The 4,996-nt window shown below is 67.9% G+C and carries 5 protein-coding genes; 3 read left to right on the top strand and 2 right to left on the bottom strand.

The window, feature by feature from the left end; genetic code table 11:
• A partial coding sequence (locus WAW85_RS08040) for a DUF2232 domain-containing protein (protein ID WP_422559100.1) occupies nucleotides 1–1,314 on the bottom strand: 1,314 nt, incomplete at its 3' end.
• A 170-nt stretch (nucleotides 1,315–1,484) separates the two neighbouring features.
• On the opposite strand from WAW85_RS08040, the gene WAW85_RS08045 reads away from it, so the two are divergent.
• A complete protein-coding gene (locus WAW85_RS08045) occupies nucleotides 1,485–2,225 on the top strand; it encodes a TMEM165/GDT1 family protein (RefSeq protein ID WP_422559101.1) in 741 nt (246 codons plus the stop codon).
• A gap of 30 nt (nucleotides 2,226–2,255) precedes the next feature.
• Here WAW85_RS08045 and WAW85_RS08050 read toward each other — a convergent pair whose 3' ends face one another.
• Nucleotides 2,256–3,908, bottom strand: coding sequence for a TM0106 family RecB-like putative nuclease (locus tag WAW85_RS08050; protein WP_422559102.1), 1,653 nt, complete (start codon nucleotides 3,906–3,908; stop codon nucleotides 2,256–2,258).
• 133 nt (nucleotides 3,909–4,041) lie between these two features.
• On the opposite strand from WAW85_RS08050, the gene WAW85_RS08055 reads away from it, so the two are divergent.
• Nucleotides 4,042–4,776 (top strand): DUF6474 family protein, encoded by a 735-nt coding sequence (locus tag WAW85_RS08055; RefSeq protein ID WP_422559103.1) that lies wholly within the window; start codon nucleotides 4,042–4,044, stop codon nucleotides 4,774–4,776.
• A 26-nt stretch (nucleotides 4,777–4,802) separates the two neighbouring features.
• A partial coding sequence (locus tag WAW85_RS08060) for a Rho termination factor N-terminal domain-containing protein (RefSeq protein WP_422559104.1) occupies nucleotides 4,803–4,996 on the top strand: 194 nt, incomplete at its 3' end.

Below are 4,996 nucleotides of genomic sequence, written 5' to 3' on the forward strand. Positions count from 1 at the left end.
GGCGGCGCGGGCCTCATTGTCACGGTGGGTGATCAGCACGACAGTGATGCCGCGCCGCCGGGGCAGCGCCGCGAGGATCTCGATCAGATCCCGGCGGCCCTGCGGATCCACCATGGAGGTGACCTCGTCGGCAATCAGCAGTTGCGGATCGCGGGCCAGAGCCGCCGCGACGGCGAGGCGTTGCTGCTGACCGCCGGACAGATCGGTGGTCTCGCGATCGGCGAGTCCGGTCAGACCGACCTCCGTGAGCAGTCCGTCGACGTCGACGTCCTGGCCGGGCGGCAGACCCCACACCAGATCGTCGGCGACGCGCGAGCCGAGCATCTGCGCCTCCGGACGCTGCAGCACCATCGCGGTGCCGCCGCGCTTACCCAGGCCCGGGTCGCCCGGGCGGTCGACGATACCGATGGTCGGCGGGGTCCCGGCCAGAATCTTGGAAAGGGTGGACTTGCCCGAACCGTTAGCGCCGACCACGGCCACAAATTCGCCTTGGATCAGCGTGAGGTCGAGGCCCTGCAGAACGTCGACCGTCGTCTCCGGGTAGCGGTAGCCGACTCCTGCCATGCGCATCGGCAGCGGCCCCGGGTTCTCGTCAACGGTCAGATCGCGCTGGTTCTCCAGGGTGTCGGCCATCTTGATATGTGCGAGTCGGGTGATGACGCCGCTGAGAATCCACCACGCGACGATCAGCGAGATGAAGGACCCAACAGCACCGGAGATCAGCAGCCACGCCCACCAGTACTGCACGATGTTGTCGGCCGCGCCAGAGAACCAGTCAGCGATGCCCGACAGGTCACTGCGTTCGCCGGTGATGCGCGACGCCATCTCGGCGCCCTGGGTGACGGCTTTACCCAGGCCATCGACCATGTTGTGCAGGATGGTCAGTGCCAGTTTGCGCAGTGGCACCAGTATCCACAGGACAAGCACCGATACCGAGGCGAGCAGCGGGGCGACGACCAGCGAGATCAACGCCAGCGTGGCGAAGCCGCCACCGCGGCGCTTGACCTCGCCGACCACGCCGCCGATCACCGCCGACGCCAACACCGAGAGCGCCGCTCCGAGACCGGCGACAGCGAAGGTCACCATCGTCGATGTCACGCTGGCGGCGACGACCGCGCGCAGCCGGGTACGGGCGGCCACCAGAGCGATCGGTACCGGCGCCAGCAAACTGGCCGCCTGGGCCATCGGGATCACCGCAGCGATCACCACCGCAACCACCGTCAACCCGGACAGGATGGCGACGATCGCGATCTCCAGGGGCCGCAGCGGACCGGTGATGGTCCGCGCACGCGTGTCGAGAGCTTCTTCCGTCACCCGGCCATTGTGCCTGGCGGCGCGGAGGGCTCGATGCGCCGCGTCCTTGCCAGGGCACCCGCTCCGCGCAGTTTAGGGCTGCCGAATACCCGGATGCGGCTCTCCTACCTGCGGAGATACGGTCTTTCGAGGTGTTGCACGAGCGCGCGCGGGTGCTTAGTCTGGGCCGCATGCTTCCTGCACTGCTCCTCGGGTTCGGCGTGATCTTCGTCGCCGAACTCGGCGATAAGTCGCAGCTCATGGCCCTCACCTACGCGATGCGGTACCGCTGGTGGGTGGTGCTTGGCGCCATTTTGGCAGCGACCACCCTGGTGCACGCGATTTCGGTCTTTTTCGGGCACTTCCTGGGCATGTCGATCCCGACGCATCTGATGTCGATCGCCGGCGGACTGGCGATGCTCGCTTTCGCCCTGTGGACGCTGCGGGGCGACGAACTGTCCGACGACGAGACCGCGCGCGCCGTCCGGGTCAGCGGCTCGGTGTTCCTGGCCGTGATGAGCGCCTTCATGCTTGCCGAGCTCGGCGACAAGACGATGTTCGCCACCATCACCCTGGCCGCCGACCACGACTGGCTCGGTATCTGGATCGGCTCCACCATCGGCATGGTGGCCGCCGATGCGCTCGCCATCGCGATCGGCCGCGCCCTCGGCAAGCACCTGCCCGAGCGCACCATCGCACTCGCCGCCGCCGCCCTCTTCGTCGGCTTCGCCGTGTGGCTGCTGGTCGACGGTCTGAGCGGAGCAAGTCCGGGCCTGCTGATCGGCACGCTGGCCGCCGTCGCCGTGATGCTGGCCGTCGGGGCCGCGGTGATTGCCCGGACGCATCGTCGTCGTGCCAAGGAAGCCACCGAGCACGACCGCGCCCCCGAAGCCCCGGTCACCACTCCGGCTAACGAAACCCGCTCCGGCTAGCGCGTGCGCAATGGGGCGGAACCGAAACCGTTAGCCGGAGTCGATGTTCCGCAAGATGTCGTCGACGGTGGGGAGGCGGAGGATGCGCTCGGAATCGAGCCATTCGCGGAGCACCTTGGTGGCTTGGACGTCGTCCTCGTTGTAGCGGAGCAGACGGTCGCGCTGGGTGAAATCCGTGGGGCCGCCGTCTAATCCGACGGCCGAGGCATACCACTCCATGGAGGCCTCGCCGCTCGCCTCGGGGTCGTGCCAGTCGAATCCAGCGACTGGGGCGACCCGCTTGAGACCCTTGCCGTTCGGGCAGATGAAGTTGACGTTGACCGCCTGGTAAATGTCCACCCAGTCGTCGGAGGCGATGAACTCCTCCACCTCGTCGCGATGCGGTACCCCCGGCAGACCGGCAAAGCGGTCGGCGCTCGCCCGCAGCCAACGGTTCTCGGCCTGCTCGGAATAACAGTAGGCGGCAAACGTCCGGCCAGCCTCGTGGGCCACCGCGCGACGCGCCATCAGCCACGACCAGAAGCGGCCGAAGGCATGACCCTCGTCGTCTGTCGGTAGCGGGTCCCAGGTGACGAACGGACGGTATGCGGCGGGCGCGGCGGCCGGATCGTGGTCCGTCAGCAACGTGCCCCACAGGTAAGCGCCGCGTTCGCCGTAGCTCTCCATGTCCACGTCCACCTCGACGTCGGCGCGCTGCACCGCGGGACGGTGGAGTCGTCGGACCAGGGGAACCTGTTGGCGTCGGCAGTTCGCGGTGATCACGGCGTCGGCGAACGGCGGGTGGCCCGGCCACTCGTCCGGCGCCTCCCCGCGATAGTTCGCGAGCTGTTCGACGGTGCGGATACCCATCGCGCTCAGCGCCACCGTGCCTGCCCCACCCACGACGAGGCTTACGTCATCGTTCGCGACTAGTTCGGCTTGGCACTGCGGCCACCAGTCACAGCTGCGACACTCGTTGACCCGGCGCGCCCGCGTCGGCACGATGCCCGCAGCGATCGACCGGCGATGGGAAAAGATCTCGTCGTACTCGGGCATGGTCGCGCCCAACGGAACGGCCAGAATGCAGTCGGCGTCGACGCCGATCACCCCACCAACCCAGGCGGCGCGCGACGGCGACGGCGCATAGCCCAGGTCACCGAGCATCGCGGCGAGCTGCGCCAACCGGAGGGTGTCGCGGCGATTGCCGCGGTTGGTCCGCGTCGTGTCCGGTTGCGGGTCCCAGCGATCAAGCGGGCTGGTCGACAACGTCGCGGGTTCCTGCGGATCGCGGTCCGGCTTGGCCGCGTTCACGACGCGGTGGTTGACGATGATGATCGGCACGTACCCGCTGCCATGGCGGACCAATGCTTCGGCGTGTCCGCGGCGGCCGCGCCCGAGATCGGTGGGCAGCGCCGCCGACAGAATCCAGTCGGCGCCGTCGGCACAGGCGACAAGGGTGAGTTCCGCGCGGCGTTTGAGAGGCAGGTCGGGATCAATGGAGACGATCGTCGTCGGCTGCTCCCGCGGAACGTCTGCCAACACCTGCAGTATCTGCGCCCGGTGCGACTGGGCGGCTTCGATCCGGCGCACGGCATCCGGTGTTTCGGTGGCCGTCGGAGCTTCGCCAGCGGCCCGTGCCGCCGAGGTCAGCGCGAGCCGATGTTCGCAGCCGGAGAGGTCGCGTGCGCCGAGCACCAGTGCCACCTGCCCACCTCACTCTCGCCCGCTTGGCGCGTTGCCTGCGCCGTCAACCAGCGTCACCGTCTCATCCCCTACCGACACTATGCAAAACTGGTAACCATCACGGCCAAGCCGGGGTTCCGGCGGAAAGGACACCATGGGGTTGCTGTCATCCCGTCAGGTCCGGCGCGCGGAACGCAAAGCTGAAGCCAAGATCCGCAAGGCGGAGCAGAAGGCGCTCAAGACTCGCGTCAAGCTGGAAGCTCGCGTCGGGGCGCTGGAAGAGAAGAAGCGGCACAAGAAGGCTCTGCGCGAGGAACACAAATACCTGAAGAAGGCACACAAGGCCGAGCGCAAGACCACCAAGACGGGCGTCAAGGCCGAGAAGAAGAGCGCCAACGTTCAGCGGAAGGCTGCCGCCGAAGAAGCCAAAGCCATTGCCGCACAAGCGAAGGCGACACAGAAGCAAAGCGCCTTCGCTCCGGCCAAGATCCGCCGCTACCTCACCGTCGGCAAGATGGTCGCACCCATCGCCGGGCCGATCTTGTATCGCGGCGCGATCGCCGCACGCGCGGAGATCACCGCGATGCAGGCGCGTCGTGCCGGGGTCCCGGCTGAGTTGCTGACCCAGCATGGTGGCCCGAGCGCGCCGTTGCGCGCCCGGATCGACGCCGCGCGCAACACCGCGGAGAGCGTCACGGCACAGGAGACGACAGCGGAGGGCCGCGCCTTTGTCGAGGCGATGGGCAAGCGGCTGAATAATCTCGTTGTCGCCGTCGACGCCGCGGACACCATGCCGCCGGCACAGCGGCGTGCCGCCCAACGCGCCGTAGGTAACGAGCTCACCGCGATCGACAATGATCTGCTGGCCCGCCTGAACGTTCACCCCTAGCCACCCGCGATCTCCAGGAAGAGAACATGGCCGAGAACAAGACCGTCGCCGAGCTGCGCGCCGAAGCCCGAGAGAAGGGCTTACACGGCTATTCGACAATGAAGAAGGCTGAGCTGATCTCGGCTCTCACGAACCCCGACGACGCACCCGTCGCTGAGCCTGCCGAACCCGCTGAGCCGACTACGCCGGCCCCGGTCGCCCCTCCTGCCCAGGCTGAGCC

It is taken from the genome of Gordonia sp. (in: high G+C Gram-positive bacteria) (assembly GCF_049299075.1).
Classification (GTDB): domain Bacteria; phylum Actinomycetota; class Actinomycetes; order Mycobacteriales; family Mycobacteriaceae; genus Gordonia.